This window comes from Roseovarius salis (assembly GCF_044472985.1).
Taxonomy (GTDB): Bacteria; Pseudomonadota; Alphaproteobacteria; order Rhodobacterales; family Rhodobacteraceae; genus Roseovarius; species Roseovarius salis.
This window is the reverse complement of record NZ_JBISDG010000031.1, coordinates 27,362-44,276: the sequence shown is the minus strand read 5'-3', so window position 1 is coordinate 44,276 and position 16,915 is coordinate 27,362. Positions and strand designations below refer to the sequence as shown.

At 64.7% G+C, this 16,915-nt stretch carries 13 protein-coding genes and 1 tRNA gene; all 14 read left to right on the top strand.

Annotated features, from left to right (window positions below):
* The coding region (locus ACH13J_RS13265; protein WP_397542950.1) for an EF-Tu C-terminal domain-related protein at positions 1–97 on the top strand (97 nt) is incomplete at its 5' end.
* A 105-nt stretch (positions 98–202) separates the two neighbouring features.
* Positions 203–1,000, top strand: a complete 798-nt coding sequence (locus ACH13J_RS13260; RefSeq protein ID WP_397543817.1) for a hypothetical protein — start codon at positions 203–205, stop codon at positions 998–1,000.
* Between the two features lie 285 nt (positions 1,001–1,285).
* Complete coding sequence (locus ACH13J_RS13255; protein ID WP_397543816.1) at positions 1,286–2,146, top strand: FAS1-like dehydratase domain-containing protein; 861 nt, start codon at positions 1,286–1,288, stop codon at positions 2,144–2,146.
* Positions 2,143–3,381 carry a CoA transferase gene (locus ACH13J_RS13250; protein WP_397543815.1) on the top strand — a complete coding sequence of 413 codons (1,239 nt, stop codon included), beginning with the start codon at positions 2,143–2,145 and terminating at the stop codon, positions 3,379–3,381. The genes ACH13J_RS13255 and ACH13J_RS13250 overlap by 4 nt, the downstream gene beginning before the upstream one ends.
* A gap of 87 nt (positions 3,382–3,468) precedes the next feature.
* Positions 3,469–3,544 (top strand) — tRNA-Trp (locus ACH13J_RS13245).
* A 355-nt stretch (positions 3,545–3,899) separates the two neighbouring features.
* Complete coding sequence (locus ACH13J_RS13240; RefSeq protein WP_397543814.1) at positions 3,900–4,595, top strand: hypothetical protein; 696 nt, start codon at positions 3,900–3,902, stop codon at positions 4,593–4,595.
* A 166-nt stretch (positions 4,596–4,761) separates the two neighbouring features.
* A complete protein-coding gene (secE, locus tag ACH13J_RS13235; RefSeq protein WP_397543819.1) occupies positions 4,762–4,959 on the top strand; it encodes a preprotein translocase subunit SecE in 198 nt (65 codons plus the stop codon).
* A gap of 191 nt (positions 4,960–5,150) precedes the next feature.
* The gene (gene nusG, locus ACH13J_RS13230) at positions 5,151–5,684 is read left to right on the top strand and encodes a transcription termination/antitermination protein NusG (protein ID WP_397543813.1); all 534 of its coding nucleotides are present in this window, start codon (positions 5,151–5,153) and stop codon (positions 5,682–5,684) included.
* Between the two features lie 138 nt (positions 5,685–5,822).
* Positions 5,823–6,248 carry a 50S ribosomal protein L11 gene (rplK, locus tag ACH13J_RS13225; RefSeq protein WP_397543812.1) on the top strand — a complete coding sequence of 142 codons (426 nt, stop codon included), beginning with the start codon at positions 5,823–5,825 and terminating at the stop codon, positions 6,246–6,248.
* A gap of 1 nt (position 6,249) precedes the next feature.
* Positions 6,250–6,948, top strand: coding sequence for a 50S ribosomal protein L1 (gene rplA, locus ACH13J_RS13220; protein WP_397543811.1), 699 nt, complete (start codon positions 6,250–6,252; stop codon positions 6,946–6,948).
* A 253-nt stretch (positions 6,949–7,201) separates the two neighbouring features.
* The gene (gene rplJ / locus ACH13J_RS13215; RefSeq protein ID WP_397543810.1) at positions 7,202–7,720 is read left to right on the top strand and encodes a 50S ribosomal protein L10; all 519 of its coding nucleotides are present in this window, start codon (positions 7,202–7,204) and stop codon (positions 7,718–7,720) included.
* Positions 7,721–7,796: 76 nt separating this feature from the next.
* Positions 7,797–8,177, top strand: a complete 381-nt coding sequence (gene rplL / locus ACH13J_RS13210; protein WP_397543809.1) for a 50S ribosomal protein L7/L12 — start codon at positions 7,797–7,799, stop codon at positions 8,175–8,177.
* A gap of 254 nt (positions 8,178–8,431) precedes the next feature.
* Positions 8,432–12,571 carry a DNA-directed RNA polymerase subunit beta gene (gene rpoB, locus ACH13J_RS13205; protein ID WP_397543808.1) on the top strand — a complete coding sequence of 1,380 codons (4,140 nt, stop codon included), beginning with the start codon at positions 8,432–8,434 and terminating at the stop codon, positions 12,569–12,571.
* A 92-nt stretch (positions 12,572–12,663) separates the two neighbouring features.
* A complete protein-coding gene (gene rpoC, locus ACH13J_RS13200; protein WP_397543818.1) occupies positions 12,664–16,914 on the top strand; it encodes a DNA-directed RNA polymerase subunit beta' in 4,251 nt (1,416 codons plus the stop codon).
* Position 16,915: the final 1 nt, after the last annotated feature.

The window sequence follows — 16,915 nt, the reverse complement described above, 5'->3', positions numbered from 1 at the left end:
GATCGCGCCCATCGCCATGGAAGAGGGCCTGCGCTTCGCCATCCGCGAAGGCGGCCGCACCGTCGGCTCCGGCGTCGTCTCCAAGATCATCGAGTAAAAAGGGCGACGGGACATGTCGAATCGCGCTTTCGACATGTTCCGAGAGTCTCCATGGCGCCTCCTCCGGGTTGCGGACTTGGGGGAGGCGTCCTTGGTTCCGACCATGCTCACCCTCGATGAGCAGAAGTATTACCTCTGGCTGACGCGGGAATGGGCGCAAGGCGCCGGGGCCATCGTCGATCTTGGCGCCTTTGCCGGCGGGTCCACCGCCTGCCTTGCCGAAGGCCAGAAACAGGCCGGGCGAACGCAGCCCGTGCATGGCTACGACAAGTTCGTCGTCAACGATTTCGATGTTTTCCGCGGCCGCTACGAAACCTACCTGTCCGGCCCCCCGGCCAGCGAGAGCGGTCTGGACGCGCCGCCGCTGCCGCCCTGCGACGGCGATGACCTGCGGCCCGTAGTCGAGGCGCTGCTGTCGCCGTGGCGCGATACGGTCAGGCTTCACAAGGGCCAGATCGAAGACATGGCCTGGACCGGCGGTCCGATCGAGATCCTCGTTCTCGACGCGTCCAAGGCAGCGGCGACGACCGACCGGATGAGCGAGACGTTCTTTCCGCATCTCGTTCCCGGGCGATCGGTCATCGTCCAGCAGGATTTCCTGTGGTGGCAGCAGCCATGGATCGCGGCCCAGATGGCGATGCTCGCGGAGCATTTCCAGCCGGTTGCGTTCGTGCCGAATTTCTCCGTTTCGTTCCTGTGCACGCGCCCGGTCGATGCCGACGCGATGCGACAGGCGCGTACCGCGCAGTTGAGCGATGCGCAGATGCTGGCGCGGATCCGGCGGGTCGCCGCCTGGATGGACGGCTTCGGTTTGCGCCGCAAACACCGGCGCCTTCTGAAGGCGGTGAAGGCCAATCCGGGACGGCGCAAGGCATTCCAGTTCAAGACGTCACCTGATTGACACCGGCCGGCGCCGGACAGCGCCGGCGATCGCCGTCACCGGGACCGGGGTGGGGCAATCTGCCGCGGGCCGCGGCGGGCGCATCTCCACCGGACGGACCCGTTTCCCGGCACGTCGGAGACCCGGTGAAGGCTGCTGTTTTCCGATGCAAAACAATGGGTCGCACCGGTTGCTGCGGTCGCGAAAAAGCGGTCTGCATGCCATGGTATTCCGCTAAGATATTGAAATATTGACTTTTTTTGAGGCACGCGGCCATCCTTTGGGTGTCAAGACGGAGGGCACGGGATGGATCAGGTGAACATCGGGGCATGGGAAGGGCGCACGCAGACCGCACTGGGCGCGGTATCCGAGGCCGAGGCCGCGCGCATCCACGCCACATTGGGGGAGCCGCATGCGCCGCCGCCCGCCGCGGGCGAGGTGCTGCCACCGCTTTGGCATTGGTGCGCGTTCCCGCCCGCCGTGCCGCTGTCCGAGCTGGGCGACGACGGGCATCCGCGCCTTGGGGACTTCCTGCCGCCGGTTCGTCTGGGCCGACGCATGTGGGCCGGTGGGCGCCTGTCCTTCGGTGCGCCGTTGCGGGTGGGCGAGACGCTCAAATGCCATTCGGCCATCGTGAACGTGCAGGAAAAACACACCGCCACGGGCCCCATGGTGGTGGTCACGGTGGATCACCGGATCTACGCCGAACGCGGTTTTGCCGTCGAGGAGCGGCAGGATATCGTCTATCTCGAGGTGCCCGACGCGTTTCGACCGCCGCGCAAGCGGCCATTGCCGGAGGCGCCCGTCCTGCACGAGCGTATCACGGCAAGCGAACCGCTGCTGTTCCGCTATTCCGCGCTGACCTTCAATGCGCATCGCATCCACTACGACCTGCCCTATGCGCAAGGTGTCGAGCATTACCCCGGTCTGGTCATCCACGCGCCGCTGCAAGCGAGCTGGCTCATGCGGGCCGCCTGTCGCCAGCGCGGTCGGCGGCCGGCGCAGTTCGATTTCCGGGCGGTGCATCCGTTGTTCCTGGCGCAGGGGGAAAGCCCCGAGATCGATGTCATGGCCACCGAGGACGATTGCGGCGCGCTTTCATTGGTCACGGGGCAATCCGGGCATCAGGGGATGCAGGCGATCGCGATCTGGGAGGGCACGCAATGAAGGGAATTCTGAACGGGATGCGTGTGGTGGAGGGCTCGGCCTTCGTCGCGGTGCCGCTGGCGGGGATGACGCTGGCACAGATGGGGGCCGAGGTGATCCGGTTCGACCGGATCGGCGGCGGGCTCGACGCCGGGCGCTGGCCGCTGGCCCCTTCAGGGCAGAGCCTGTTCTGGGCCGGGTTGAACAAGGGCAAGAAGTCCATCGCCGTTGACATGAAAAGCCCACAGGGAAAGGAACTGGTGACCCGCATCATCACCGCCCCGGGGGAGGATGCGGGGCTGTTCCTTACGAACCTGCGCGTGCGGGGCTGGATGGATCACGAAACACTCAGCCAGTACCGAAAGGATCTCATCATGGTGACGCTCATGGGCGACCGGCACGGGAACCCGCAGGTCGACTACACCGTGAACCCCGCGATCGGCATTCCCCACATGACGGGCCCCGAGGGGCTCAAGGCGCCGGTCGCAAGCCCGCTGCCCGCGTGGGACCTTGTTGCCGGCAACCTGACGGTATCCTCTCTGCTGGCCGCCGAGCGCCACCGCTTGCGCACTGGCGAGGGGCAGGACGTGGAGCTGACGCTCAAGGACGTGGCCGCGGCCACTATCGGGCACCTGGGCATGATCGGTGACGCAGTGGTGAACGATACCGAGCGCGGCAAATGCGGCAATGCGCTTTACGGGGCTTACGGCCAAGACTTCATCTGTGCTGACGGTCGCCGGGTGATGGTGATCGGGCTCACATCGCGGCAGTGGCGCGGGCTGGTGCAAATGACCGGGACCGGCGCGGCCATCCGCGATCTCGAAGCGGCGACCGGTCTGGACCTGTCGGACGAGGGCAACCGGTGGAAGATGCGCCATGCCATCACCGGCATTCTCGGCGAGTGGTTCGCCATGCGCCGGGTGGAGGATTTCGCCGAGGCCTTCAACGCCAAGGGGATAACCTGGTCGGTTTTCCGCAGCGTGAAGGAGGCGGTGGCCGAGGACCCGGACATGGGCGAGGACAACCCGATGTTCTCCGTCCTGGACCAGCCGGGGCTGGGCCGGTTCCCCGTGCCCGGCTGCCCGGTGAGCTTTTCGCAGGCTAAGCGGCAGCGCCCGGTTCCGGCACCGGCCCTTGGCGCGCATACCGAGGAAATCCTGGCTGACGTGGCGCGGCTCGGCGATAACGAGATCGGCCGGCTGTTCGACGCTGGAATCGTCCAAAGTCCGCGCTACGCGGGCGGCCGCGCGGCGTAACGCCGCCGGCGTGGCCTCGTCGTGTTTTCATGGGGAAATCGGTCTTGAATTCGGGCGGTGCATACCTTAATCGGGACAGCGCCGCGTAGGGGTATAGCTCAGCTGGTAGAGCGACGGTCTCCAAAACCGTAGGTCGCGGGTTCGAGCCCTGCTGCCCCTGCCATTGCCTCCCTCAATTGGGATCACGGCCACGGACCGCCGCGCGACGCAGGTCACGCTGTCGCGGTGTGATGGCCGAGCCGTTGTCGGCCGAATCGGCGTCGCCACTGGGAGCCAGCCATTTCGGGGCGTGTGTCGTATCCTGCCAGGAAACGAATCCTGACGTTCGGGTTCAGTGTTTCCCGAAATCTGGTCAGATCTGGGCGTAACTGGGGCACGGTCGCTTTTCCGGCCGGCGCTTGCCACATTCTTGCTATAAATCGGACATGAAAAGGCCGCGCAGCCGGTGACGCGACCGGTTTCCGGCGGTGCGGAAGGCGTGGGGGCGTCGTTCGAGATCAGGATTAACGAGTGCTGACATGGCCAGAGCCCGGATTGCCCCGAAAGTGAACCCGCACCTGCCGCACAACGCCGCTGAGCTGGCAAGCCCGGCGCCGCCGGATGCGGCGGACGATGAAACCGCCCGGCGCAATGCGGATCGTCTGGTGCTCGAGTTGATGCGCGATCACGGGTCCGTCCCCCACCATCAGCACGTGATGCCCCCCGGCAGCGACGCAGGCGCGGGGTCCGCAGGAGGCGCCGACGAAAAGGAGCGGGCGGCGGGCAAGGTGCAGACCCCGCCGCCGACATCCTTGACCCCTGTGCCGATCCGGCGCGTGCCGCTGCAACAGCGCAGGGAACGGCCCTTGCACCGTCGGCGTGCCCCGACCCGGGCGTTGTGCGCACCGGAGGAGGAGCGTGAAACGACTGAACCCGACCTGCGTGCCGTTCTTGCGACCGGCGCCGGCGCGCGGGGCAGGGCAGTGCCGCGCAGTTTCCGGCACCCGTGGCCCCTGGCGGGCGGCGCCTTGGGTCTGGGCGCTCTGGCATGGGGCGTCGGCGTGCCGCTGCCTGCCGTCGCGCTCTGCCTGTCGCTGCTGGTTCTCGGGGTGCTGCAATGGCAGCAGGGCGCGCCGGCCCGCCGCGACACGTCCGGACACCGTTTGCTGCCCCGTCGACGGGGCCGGTCTGCACAAACGGTACATGCGGGTGCACCGGCGCCGCGGCCGCGCTGAGAAAGACGAATGCCGAAGCCCTTGCCGGCGGCCCGTCCCGGCGGGGGGGGCTGTTCCGGGCGGAAACCGCGTGGCAGGATGGGCGACATGCGCCTCGCCCCTTGATCTCGGCCATGGCTGCAAGTATGTCCCACCCAACGAGATCACAGCCCGGGCACCCGAAAACATGGCCATGACCAACCCTCTCCAGTTCATCCAGCAGGTCCGCTCGGAAGTGGCGAAGGTCGTTTGGCCGACGCGGCGCGAGGTGTTCCTGACCACGGTCATGGTGTTCATCATGGCCACGCTGACGGCGATTTTCTTCGCGCTTGTCGACCTGCTGATCCGGACAGGCCTGCAGGGCGTCCTGGGCATCTTCGGCTGAGCCGCCAGAAAATCAGGCGCAGCCCCTTGATTTCAGGGCAGATCGGCGGTAGGCCACGCGCTACTTCGATCGATGGCGCGCGGCGATTCGTGTTGCGCGCCGCTTTTTGTTTCGGGGAGTCCGGGCCAAGCGCCTGAAAAATCAAACAAACTGCCGGCGTGCGGCCGGGCTTGACAGGATCTGGATCGACAATGGCGAAAAGGTGGTACTCGGTCAGCGTTCTCTCGAATTTCGAGAAGAAAGTCGCCGAGCAGATCAGACAATCCGTTGCCGACCAGGGGCTGGAGGACCAGATCGACGAGGTCCTGGTGCCGACCGAAGAGGTGATCGAGGTGCGCCGCGGCAAGAAGGTGACCGCCGAGCGCCGTTTCATGCCGGGCTACGTGCTCGTGCACATGGAGATGTCGGACAAGGGATACCACCTGATCAACTCGATCAACCGCGTCACCGGGTTCCTCGGTCCGCAGGGTCGCCCGATGCCGATGCGGGACGCAGAGGTGAACACCATTCTCAACCGGGTGCAGGAAGGCGAGGAAGCGCCGCGCACGCTGGTTTCCTTCGAGGTTGGCGAGAAGGTGAAGGTCAATGACGGCCCGTTCGAGGATTTCGACGGGATGGTCGAGGAAGTGGACGACGACAACCAGCGCCTCAAGGTGATGGTGTCGATCTTCGGCCGGGAAACCCCGGTCGAGCTGGAATTCGCGCAGGTCACCAAGCAGGCGTGACGGCGTGGCTCACCGGGCCGGGAGCGCGGCCGGGTACTCAACGTGGGAGGGGCGCGTATCGCGATGCGCAAGCCGGACCACACAACGTGAAAAGCCCCCGGGGCGCGCCCCGGGGCTGTTGGAAGAAGGAGAGGCCACATGGCCAAGAAACTCGCCGGCAAGATGAAGCTGCAAGTGCCTGCCGGCCAGGCGAACCCGTCCCCGCCCGTGGGGCCGGCGCTCGGTCAGCGCGGCATCAACATCATGGAGTTCTGCAAGGCGTTCAACGCCAAGACGCAGGAGATGGAGCCGGGGGCGCCGTGCCCGACGCTCATCACCTATTACCAGGACAAGTCCTTCGAGATGGAAATCAAGACGCCGCCGGCGTCCTACTATCTCAAGAAGGCGGCCAAGCTGAAATCCGGGGCCAAGGTACCGGGGCGCGAAACGGTGGCGACCGTCAGCCCCAAGCAGCTGCGCGAGATCGCCGAGGCCAAGTGGCGCGACCTGAACGCGCAGGACGTGGAATCGGCCATGAAGATCATTCAGGGCAGCGCGAAGTCCATGGGCATCGAGGTGAAGTGAGATGGCGAAAGTAGGAAAACGCACCCGTGCCGCCCGTGAGGCCGTTGCCGGAAAATCGAACGTGACCGTGGAAGAGGCGGTATCGCTCATCAAGGACAATGCCAACGCCAAGTTCGACGAGACGGTCGAGATCGCGATGAACCTTGGGGTGGATACCCGTCACGCCGATCAGATGGTGCGCGGCGTCGTCGGTCTGCCCAACGGGACTGGCAAGGAAGTCCGCGTTGCCGTCTTCGCGCGCGGCGCCAAGGCCGACGAGGCCAAGGAGGCCGGTGCCGACATCGTGGGCGCCGAAGACCTGATGGAGACGATCCAGGGCGGCACGATCGAGTTCGATCGCTGCATCGCAACGCCGGACATGATGCCGGTCGTTGGCCGGCTGGGCAAGATTTTGGGCCCGCGCAACCTGATGCCGAACCCCAAGGTCGGCACGGTGACGATGGATGTCGCCGACGCCGTCAAGAACGCCAAGGCGGGCGAGGTGCAGTTCAAGGCCGTCAAGGGCGGGATCGTCCATGCCGGCATCGGCAAGGTGTCGTTCGATGGCGGCAAGCTGGCCGAGAACGTCCGCGCATTCGTGTCGGCGGTAAGCAAGGCCAAGCCGGCCGGTGCCAAGGGCACGTACATGAAGAAGATTTCGCTGACCTCGACCATGGGGCCGGGTGTCAGCGTCGATGTCGGCAACGCCGCGTCGGAATAACCAGGATTTGCCCCGGGCCGTGGCCCGGGGCGAATGGCGGGGCCGTTCGCGGGCCCGTCCTGTCCGAGATGGAGGGTTGGGCGCCTGCCCTATAATTCCTTCCTGAGATGGGGAACGAGTAGAGATTACGACGAAGGCGCCGCCTTCGGGCGATCTTGGTCTCGGGACCCTGAAATTGGACCCGAACGCTCCGGGCGGTGCCCGGGGCAAACAAGAGCCGGAAGGGGAATCCTTCCAGATTTGGAGTGAAACTGTGGATAGAGCCCAGAAAGAGAAAGTGGTCGAGGAACTCGGCCAGATCTTCGAAAGCTCTGGCGTCGTAGTGGTGGCCCACTACACGGGTCTTACAGTTGCCGAAATGCAGGATCTTCGCGCCCGCGCCCGCGCGGCCGAATGTTCCGTTCGCGTCGCCAAGAACAGGCTCGCCAAGATCGCCCTTGAGGGCAAGCCATGCGAAAGCATCGCCGAATACCTCTCGGGCATGACCGTGCTTACCTTCTCGGAAGACCCCGTGGCAGCCGCCAAGGTCGCCGAGGACTTCGCCAAGGACAACAAGAAGTTCCAGATCCTCGGCGGGGCCATGGGCACGGACCATCTGGACCGGTCCGGTGTGGAGGCCGTGTCGAAAATGCCCTCGCGCGACGAGCTTATTGCTCAGATCGCGAGCTGCGTCGGCGCGCCCGCCTCGAACATCGCCGGTGCGATTGGCGCCCCTGCTTCGAACATCGCGAGCATCCTTTCGACCATCGAGGACAAGGCCGAAGCTGCATAAGCGCAAACTGAATACCCGCGTACGGGGCAACGCCCGGCGTTGGAACAGGAAACTGGTAAACGGAAAGAGCTGAAACATGGCTGATCTGAAAAAACTGGCCGAGGAAATCGTCGGCCTCACGCTTCTCGAAGCACAGGAACTGAAAACCATCCTCAAGGACGAATACGGCATCGAGCCCGCCGCCGGCGGCGCGGTCATGATGGCCGGTCCCGCAGAGGGCGGCGGCGGCGAGGAAGCCGAAGAGCAAACCGAATTCGACGTGATCCTGAAGTCGGCCGGCGCGTCGAAGATCAACGTCATCAAGGAGGTTCGCGCGATCACCGGCCTTGGACTGAAAGAAGCCAAGGAACTGGTCGAAGCCGGTGGCAAGGCGATCAAGGAACAGGTTTCCAAGGAGGAAGCCGAGGAGATCAAGGGCAAGCTGGAAGAAGCCGGCGCCGAGATCGAACTCAAGTAATCGGTGCGCGCAAGCGCGACCACCGTGTCAAGGCTGGACCCGGATGCATTCCGGGTCCAGCCGAACCTGTCTCAGAAAGGGCTTTGGCCGGCCCGCTTCGGAACGAAGCCCTTTCTCAGGCGTGGTTCGCTCGATCGGGAGGCTCCTGGTGGGACAGGGGCCGGGAATGGATCGCGACACGTCGTCTCGGTTGGATGCGGTGCCGGGGCCCGACGGCCGCCGCCTCCGGTGAGAAATGAAAGGTGACCAGACACATGGCACAAACCTTCCTTGGCCAGAAACGTTTGCGCAAGTATTTCGGCAAGATCCGCGAAGTGCTGGAGATGCCGAACCTGATCGAGGTGCAGAAGTCGTCCTACGACCTGTTCCTGGGTTCCGGCGACCAGCCCGAGCCGCAGGATGGCGAAGGCATCCAGGGCGTTTTCCAGTCGGTTTTCCCGATCAAGGATTTCAACGAAACCTCTGTTCTGGAGTTCGTCGGCTACGAGCTGGAGAAGCCCAAATACGACGTCGAGGAGTGCATGCAGCGCGACATGACCTACAGCGCCCCGCTGAAGGTCACGCTGCGGCTGATCGTCTTCGACCTCGACGAGGATACCGGCTCCCGCTCCGTCAAGGATATCAAGGAGCAGGACGTCTTCATGGGCGACATGCCCCTGATGACAGGCAACGGCACGTTCATCGTCAACGGCACCGAGCGCGTCATCGTCAGCCAGATGCACCGCTCTCCCGGCGTTTTCTTCGACCATGACAAGGGCCGCACGCATTCCTCCGGCAAGCTGCTTTTCGCCTGCCGGATCATCCCGTATCGCGGCAGCTGGCTGGATTTCGAGTTCGACGCCAAGGACAACGTCTATGCACGTATCGACCGGCGGCGGAAACTGCCGGTGACGACCCTGCTCTATGCCCTCGGGCTGGATCAGGAAGGCATCATGAACGCCTACTACGACACGGTCGATTACAAGCTGAAGAAGAAACAGGGTTGGGTCACCAAGTTCTTCCCCGAGCGCATGCGCGGCACCCGGCCGCCCTTCGACCTCGTCGATGCCAAGACGGGCGACGTGATTGCCGAGGCGGGCAAGAAGGTGACGCCGCGTGCGGTCAAGAAGCTGATCGACGAGGGCGAGGTCACGGAGATCGTGGTGCCGTTTGACCAGATCATCGGCCGTTACGTGGCGCGCGACGTCATCAACGAGGAAACCGGCGCGATCTATGTCGAGGCCGGTGACGAGTTGACGGCGGAGTATGACAAGGACGGCGACCTCGTGGGCGGCACGGTCAAGGAGCTCATCGACGCGGGCATCACCGAGATCCCCGTGCTCGACATCGACAACGTCAATGTCGGTCCGTACATCCGCAACACGATGACGATGGACAAGAACATGAACCGCGAAAGCGCGCTCATGGACATCTATCGCGTCATGCGCCCGGGCGAGCCGCCCACCGAGGAAGCTGCAAGCGCACTGTTCGAAACGCTGTTTTTCGACGCCGAGCGCTATGACCTGTCTGCGGTGGGACGGGTGAAGATGAACATGCGCCTGAATCTCGACAAGCCTGACACGCAGCGCACGCTCGACCGCGAGGATATCGTGGCCTGCATCAAGGCGCTGACCGAGCTGCGCGACGGCCGGGGCGATATCGACGACATCGACCACCTCGGCAACCGCCGGGTCCGCTCGGTCGGCGAGTTGATGGAGAACCAGTACCGGGTCGGCCTGCTGCGGATGGAGCGCGCGATCAAGGAGCGCATGAGCTCGGTCGAGATCGACACGGTCATGCCCCAGGACCTGATCAATGCCAAGCCGGCGGCGGCCGCGGTGCGCGAGTTCTTCGGCTCCTCGCAGCTGTCGCAATTCATGGACCAGACCAACCCGCTCTCGGAGGTCACGCACAAGCGCCGGCTCTCGGCTCTGGGTCCGGGCGGCCTCACGCGGGAGCGCGCCGGCTTCGAGGTGCGCGACGTGCACCCCACCCATTACGGCCGCATTTGCCCGATCGAGACGCCCGAAGGCCAGAACATCGGCCTGATCAACAGCCTTGCAACCTATGCACGGGTCAACAAGTACGGCTTCATCGAGACGCCTTACCGCAGGGTGGTGGACGGCAAGGTGACCGACGAGGTCCACTACATGTCCGCAACCGAGGAGATGCGCCACACCGTCGCGCAGGCCAACGCCAAGCTCGATGAGGCGGGCAATTTCGTCAATGATCTGGTTTCCACCCGCCAGTCGGGGGAATACATGCTGGCCCCGCGCGAGCACGTGGATTTCATCGACGTCAGCCCCAAGCAGCTGGTGTCGGTGGCGGCATCCCTGATCCCGTTCCTCGAGAATGACGACGCCAACCGCGCGCTCATGGGGTCCAACATGATGCGGCAGGCATTGCCGCTGCTGCAGAGCGAGGCACCCTATGTCGGCACGGGCATGGAGGGCCGCGTCGCGGTCGACTCCGGCGCGTCGATCCTCGCACGTCGCGGCGGCGTGGTCGACCAGGTGGACGCGCAGCGGATCGTGATCCGCGCGACGGGCGACCTGGACCCGGGGCAACCTGTCGTCGACATCTACCGCCTGCGAAAGTTCCAGCGATCCAACCAGAACAGCTGCATCAACCAGCGGCCCCTGGTGAAGGTTGGGCAAGAGGTCGGCAAGGGCGAGGTCATCGCCGATGGCCCCTGCACCGACATGGGTGAGCTGGCGGTCGGGCGCAACGTCGTCGTCGCCTTCATGCCGTGGAACGGTTACAACTACGAGGACTCTATCCTCATCTCCGAGCGGATCGTGCGCGACGACGTCTTTACCAGCGTGCATATCGAGGAGTTCGAGGTCGCCGCGCGCGACACCAAGCTCGGACCGGAAGAGATCACCCGCGATATCCCCAACGTGGGCGAGGAGGCGCTGCGCAACCTCGACGAGGCGGGCATCGTCTATATCGGCGCCGACGTGCAGCCAGGCGACATCCTCGTGGGCAAGATCACGCCCAAGGGCGAGAGCCCGATGACCCCGGAAGAGAAACTGCTGCGCGCCATTTTCGGCGAGAAGGCCAGCGATGTGCGCGACACCTCGTTGCGCGTCAAGCCGGGCGATTTCGGTACCGTGGTCGAGGTGCGGGTTTTCAACCGTCACGGCGTGGAGAAAGACGAACGCGCCCTGCAGATCGAGCGGGAAGAGGTGGAGCGGCTCGCCCGCGACCGCGACGACGAGCTGGCGATCCTCGAGCGCAACATCTATGCGCGGCTGAAGGATCTCGTGCTTGGCAAGGTCGCCGTGCAGGGACCCAAGGGCGTCAAGGCGAACTCCGAGATCACCGAGGACCTGCTCGGGACGCTGAGCCGCGGCCAGTGGTGGCAACTCGCGCTCAAGGACGAGGCCGACGCGCAGGTGGTCGAGGCGCTGCATGACCAGTACGAGGCGCAGAAGCGCATGCTGGAAGCCCGCTTCGAGGACAAGGTCGAGAAAGTGCGCCGGGGCGACGACCTGCCGCCGGGCGTGATGAAGATGGTCAAGGTCTTCGTCGCGGTGAAGCGCAAGCTGCAGCCCGGCGACAAGATGGCCGGACGGCACGGCAACAAGGGCGTGATCTCCAAGGTGATCCCGATGGAAGACATGCCTTTCCTCGAGGACGGCACACCGGTCGATTTCTGCCTCAACCCTCTCGGCGTGCCCTCGCGGATGAACGTCGGCCAGATCCTCGAGACCCACATGGGCTGGGCCGCCCGGGGGCTGGGCATCAAGATCGACGAGGCGCTTCAGGAATACCGCCGGTCCGGCGACCTGACGCCCGTGCGCGAAGCGATGCAACTGGCCTATGGCGAGGACGTCTACGACGAGGCGCTGGCCGGCATGGATGAGGAACGGCTGGTGGAATCCGCCTCGCTCGTCTCGCGGGGGGTTCCGATCGCGACGCCGGTATTCGACGGCGCCAAGGAGGACGACGTCAATGACGCGCTGCAGCGCGCGGGCTTCGACAGTTCTGGCCAGTCCGTCGTCTTTGACGGTCGGACGGGCGAGAAGTTCTCGCGGCCGGTCACGGTGGGCGTGAAATACATGCTCAAGCTGCACCATCTGGTGGACGAGAAGATCCACGCGCGCTCGACCGGACCCTACAGCCTGGTCACGCAGCAGCCGCTTGGCGGCAAGGCGCAGTTCGGGGGACAGCGTCTCGGCGAGATGGAGGTCTGGGCACTGGAAGCCTACGGCGCGGCCTACACCCTGCAGGAGATGCTGACGGTGAAGTCCGACGACGTGGCCGGCCGGACCAAGGTCTACGAGTCGATCGTCAAGGGCGAGGACAACTTCGAGGCCGGCGTGCCCGAGAGCTTCAACGTCCTCGTCAAGGAGGTTCGTGGCCTCGGCCTCAACATGGAACTGCTGGACGTGGACGAGGAGGACGAGTGAATGCAGGATATTCCGCGAATATTCTGCAGCGGAGATCTTTCGCGAAGGATCTCCGCCCTCCTCCCCGCCATGCCTGACCAAGGGATTCAATGATGAATCAGGAACTTACAAACAGCCCCTTCAACCCCGTCGCGCCGACCAAGGTGTTCGACGAGATCAAGATATCGCTGGCCAGCCCCGAGCGCATCCTCAGCTGGTCCTACGGCGAGATCAAGAAGCCCGAGACCATCAACTACCGCACGTTCAAGCCCGAGCGTGACGGCCTGTTCTGCGCGCGCATCTTCGGCCCGATCAAGGACTACGAGTGCCTGTGCGGCAAGTACAAGCGGATGAAGTATCGCGGCGTCGTCTGCGAGAAATGCGGCGTCGAGGTCACGCTGCAGAAGGTCCGCCGCGAGCGCATGGGCCATATCGAGCTGGCCGCGCCCTGCGCGCATATCTGGTTTCTCAAGTCGCTGCCCTCGCGTATCGGGCTGATGCTGGACATGACCCTGCGTGACCTGGAGCGGGTGCTCTACTTCGAGAACTACGTGGTGATCGAGCCGGGCCTGACCGACCTTTCCTACGGCCAGATGCTCACCGAGGAAGAGTTCATGGACGCCCAGGACGCCTACGGCGCCGACGCGTTCACCGCCAATATCGGCGCCGAGGCGATCCGCGAGATGCTGGCCAACATCGACCTTGAATCCGAGGCAGAACAGCTGCGCGCCGACCTCGCCGAGGCGACGGGCGAGCTCAAGCCCAAGAAGATCATCAAGCGGCTTAAGGTGGTCGAGAACTTCCTCGAATCCGGCAACCGCCCCGAATGGATGATCATGACCGTGATCCCGGTCATCCCGCCCGAACTGCGCCCGCTGGTTCCGCTCGATGGCGGCCGGTTCGCCACCTCGGACCTCAACGACCTCTATCGCCGCGTCATCAACCGCAACAACCGCCTCAAGCGGCTGATCGAGCTGCGGGCGCCGGACATCATCGTGCGCAACGAGAAGCGGATGCTGCAGGAATCGGTGGACGCCCTGTTCGACAACGGCCGCCGCGGCCGGGTCATCACCGGCGCCAACAAGCGTCCGCTGAAATCGCTGTCCGACATGCTCAAGGGCAAGCAGGGCCGCTTCCGCCAGAACCTGCTGGGCAAGCGGGTCGACTTCTCGGGCCGCTCGGTCATCGTGACGGGCCCCGAACTCAAGCTGCACCAATGCGGTCTGCCCAAGAAGATGGCGCTCGAACTGTTCAAGCCGTTCATCTACTCGCGGCTGGAGGCCAAGGGCCTGAGCTCCACCGTCAAGCAGGCCAAGAAGCTGGTGGAAAAGGAACGCCCCGAGGTCTGGGACATCCTCGACGAGGTGATCCGCGAACACCCGGTTCTGCTCAACCGTGCGCCGACCCTGCACCGCCTGGGGATCCAGGCATTCGAGCCCACGCTGATCGAGGGCAAGGCGATCCAGCTTCACCCGCTGGTCTGCTCGGCCTTCAATGCCGACTTCGACGGCGACCAGATGGCCGTGCACGTGCCGCTGAGTCTCGAGGCGCAGCTCGAGGCGCGTGTGCTGATGATGTCCACGAACAACGTCCTCAGCCCGGCGAACGGTGCGCCGATCATCGTGCCGTCGCAGGACATGATCCTCGGTCTCTACTATACGTCGATCATGCGCGACGGCATGAAGGGCGAAGGCATGGTCTTCTCCTCGATCGAGGAGGTGCAGCACGCGCTGGACGCCGAAGAGGTGCACATGCACGCCAAGATCACGGCGCGCATCCGCCAGATCGACGACGAGGGCAACGAGGTGACCAAGCGGTTCGAGACCACGCCGGGCCGCGTGCGCATCGGCGCCCTCCTGCCGCTCAACGCCAAGGCGCCCTTCGAGCTGGTCAACAAGCTCCTGCGCAAGAAGGAAGTGCAGCAGGTCATCGACACGGTCTACCGCTACTGCGGCCAGAAGGAGAGCGTGATCTTCTGTGACCAGATCATGGGCATGGGCTTCCGCGAGGCGTTCCGCGCCGGCATCAGCTTCGGCAAGGACGACATGGTCATCCCCGAAGAAAAATGGCCCATCGTCGAGGACACCCGAGAACAGGTGAAGGGCTTCGAACAGCAGTACATGGACGGTCTCATCACCCAGGGCGAGAAGTACAACAAGGTGGTCGACGCGTGGTCGAAGTGTAACGACCAGGTTACCGAGGCGATGATGGGCTCCATCTCGGCCGAGATCACGGACGAGACCGGTGCCGTGACCGAGCCAAACAGCGTCTACATGATGGCCCACTCGGGGGCGCGGGGCTCTGTCACCCAGATGAAACAGCTCGGCGGGATGCGCGGCCTGATGGCCAAGCCGAACGGCGATATCATCGAGACGCCGATCATCTCGAACTTCAAGGAAGGCCTGACGGTGCTGGAGTACTTCAACTCCACCCACGGGGCACGAAAGGGCCTGTCGGACACCGCGCTCAAGACCGCGAACTCGGGCTACCTGACACGGCGTCTCGTGGACGTGGCGCAGGACTGCATCGTGCGCGAGCATGACTGCGGCACCGAACGGGCCATCACGGCAGAGGCTGCCGTGAACGATGGCGAGGTCGTTGCCTCGCTGTCGGAGCGCGTGCTGGGCCGTGTCGCGGCCGAGGATATCGTCGACCCGGCGAGCGGCGAGGTGCTGGCGACCCGCGGGCAACTCATCGACGAGCGCATGTCCGACGCCATCGAGGATGCCGCGGTGCAGTCGGCCCGCATCCGCAGCCCGCTCACCTGCGACAGCGAGGACGGGGTCTGCGCAATGTGCTATGGCCGCGACCTTGCGCGGGGCACGATGGTCAACGTCGGCGAAGCCGTTGGCATCATCGCGGCGCAGTCGATCGGCGAGCCGGGCACGCAGCTGACCATGCGGACCTTCCACATCGGCGGGGTCGCGCAAGGCGGGCAGCAGTCCTTCCTCGAGGCCAGCCAGGAAGGCACGGTGGACTTCGAGAACGCCCAGACGCTGGAGAATTCCGCCGGCGAGACGCTGGTGATGGGCCGCAACATGAAGCTGCGCATCGTGGGTGACAAGGGACAGGAACTGGCCAGCCACAAGATCGGCTACGGTTCCAAGCTTTTCGTGAAGGAAGGCGACAGTATCTCGCGGGGCGACAAGCTCTTCGAGTGGGATCCCTACACGCTGCCCATCCTCGCGGAGAAGTCGGGCCGTGCCAAGTTCGTCGACCTGACGGCGGGCGTCTCTGTGCGGGATGTCACGGACGAGGCGACCGGTATGACGCAGAAGATCGTGACCGACTGGCGCGCCGCGCCCAAGGGGAACGAGCTGAAGCCGGAGATCCTGATCGTGGATACCGACGGAGAGCCGGTGCGCAACGACGCCGGTAACCCGGTGACCTATCTCATGTCGGTCGATGCCATCCTGTCGGTCGAGGACGGGCAGGATATTGCCGCCGGCGACGTCGTCGCGCGGATCCCGCGCGAAGGCGCCAAGACCAAGGACATCACCGGCGGTCTGCCACGTGTGGCCGAACTGTTCGAGGCGCGGCGCCCCAAGGACCACGCGATCATCGCCGAAATCGACGGCTATGTTCGCTTCGGCCGCGACTACAAGAACAAGCGTCGCATCTCGATCGAGCCCATCGACGAGAGCCACGAACCGGTCGAGTACATGGTGCCCAAGGGCAAGCATATCCCCGTTCAGGAAGGGGATTACGTGCAGAAGGGCGACTACATCATGGACGGCAACCCGGCGCCGCACGACATCCTGTCGATCATGGGGGTCGAGGCGCTGGCAGAGTACATGATCGACGAGGTTCAGGAGGTCTATCGCCTTCAGGGCGTGAAGATCAACGACAAGCACATCGAGGTTGTCGTGCGCCAGATGTTGCAAAAGCTGGAGATCCTCGACAGCGGCGACACGACGCTGCTCAAGGGCGAACATGTCGACAAGGCCGAGTTCGATGCCGCCAACCAGAAGGCGGTGGACAAGGGAGGCCGCCCGGCGGAAAGTGAGCCGATCCTGCTGGGTATTACCAAGGCCAGCCTTCAGACCCGCTCGTTCATCTCTGCGGCGTCCTTCCAGGAAACCACGCGCGTGCTGACCGAGGCGTCGGTGCAGGGCAAGCGTGACAAGCTGCTGGGGCTGAAGGAGAACGTGATCGTCGGTCGCCTGATCCCCGCCGGCACGGGGGGCGCCACGCAGAAGATCCGCCAGGTTGCGCAGAGCCGCGACAACGTGGTGATCGAGGCGCGTCGCGAAGAGGCCGAGGCCGCCGCAGCGCTCGCGGCGCCCTCCGAGGACGGTGATGATGTCGTGGGCGGTGACGATTTCGACACGCTGATCGATACCCCCGAAAGCCGCGAGGACTGAC

Coding starts and splice junctions, on each gene's coding strand:
- ACH13J_RS13260 (WP_397543817.1), top strand. CDS start 203: ATGCTCACCCTCGATGAGCAGAAGTATTACCTCTGGCTGACGCGGGAA.
- ACH13J_RS13255 (WP_397543816.1), top strand. CDS start 1,286: ATGGATCAGGTGAACATCGGGGCATGGGAAGGGCGCACGCAGACCGCA.
- ACH13J_RS13250 (WP_397543815.1), top strand. CDS start 2,143: ATGAAGGGAATTCTGAACGGGATGCGTGTGGTGGAGGGCTCGGCCTTC.
- ACH13J_RS13240 (WP_397543814.1), top strand. CDS start 3,900: ATGGCCAGAGCCCGGATTGCCCCGAAAGTGAACCCGCACCTGCCGCAC.
- secE (WP_397543819.1), top strand. CDS start 4,762: ATGGCCATGACCAACCCTCTCCAGTTCATCCAGCAGGTCCGCTCGGAA.
- nusG (WP_397543813.1), top strand. CDS start 5,151: ATGGCGAAAAGGTGGTACTCGGTCAGCGTTCTCTCGAATTTCGAGAAG.
- rplK (WP_397543812.1), top strand. CDS start 5,823: ATGGCCAAGAAACTCGCCGGCAAGATGAAGCTGCAAGTGCCTGCCGGC.
- rplA (WP_397543811.1), top strand. CDS start 6,250: ATGGCGAAAGTAGGAAAACGCACCCGTGCCGCCCGTGAGGCCGTTGCC.
- rplL (WP_397543809.1), top strand. CDS start 7,797: ATGGCTGATCTGAAAAAACTGGCCGAGGAAATCGTCGGCCTCACGCTT.
- rpoB (WP_397543808.1), top strand. CDS start 8,432: ATGGCACAAACCTTCCTTGGCCAGAAACGTTTGCGCAAGTATTTCGGC.
- rpoC (WP_397543818.1), top strand. CDS start 12,664: ATGAATCAGGAACTTACAAACAGCCCCTTCAACCCCGTCGCGCCGACC.